This is a genomic window from Pseudomonas sp. HD6422 (assembly GCF_025377065.1).
In the GTDB taxonomy this organism is placed as follows: domain Bacteria; phylum Pseudomonadota; class Gammaproteobacteria; order Pseudomonadales; family Pseudomonadaceae; genus Aquipseudomonas; species Aquipseudomonas putida_U.
In genome coordinates, this window is record NZ_JAHWIW010000093.1 from 1 (window position 1) to 727 (window position 727).

Consider the following 727-nt stretch of genomic DNA (forward strand, 5'->3'; position numbering starts at 1 on the left):
CCTAGGCTCTGTACGAAATCCCGAGAAACCCAATCGCCGCGCCTTGAGCGCTGAGATTTTGTAGAGTCCCCCGCCATCGACGGAAAGGAATTCTGTGATGGCAAAGCGTTACGAACTCTCGGACGAGGCCTGGGGTTTGGTCTCCGATCTCTTCATAGAAACCCATGGCCGAGGGCGCCCACGTCTTAGCGATCGACTGATGCTCGATGGCGTGCTCTGGGTGCTCTGTTCGGGTGCTGCGTGGCGAGATATGCCGGAGCGCTTTGGCCCGTGGTCAACGGTGTATCAACGATTTCGGGGTTGGCGAAATCAGGGCACATTCGATCAGATGCTCAAACGTCTGCATCTGAGGTTGAATGAGCAAGGCTTGATCGATCTGCAAACCTGGATGATCGACTCAACCGCAGTTCGCGCAACCCGAGCCTCATCTGGCGCTCGGAAAAAAGGGGGCCTGACGAGCCTGCCGATCACGCTCTAGGCCGCAGTCGCGGCGGCCTGACAACCAAGATCCACATGCTCTGCGACGCCAACGGGACACCGTTGCGCTTCCTTCTCTCTGGCGGTCAAGCCAGTGACATCAGCTACGCCCAGCCTCTGCTGGACGGCGTCAGTATCCCCTCAAGCCAACGTGGTCGTCCGCGTAAACGCTGTAAATGGTTGCTGGCCGACAAGGGATACGATGCCGAAGCTTTACGCCGCTACTGCGATCAATATCGGATGCAGCCTG

At 58.2% G+C, this 727-nt stretch carries 1 pseudogene; it reads left to right on the top strand.

From position 1 onward, the window contains the following. Window positions 1-97 precede the first annotated feature (97 nt). Window positions 98-727: pseudogene (locus KY379_RS27195) on the top strand (IS5 family transposase); the annotation flags it as partial.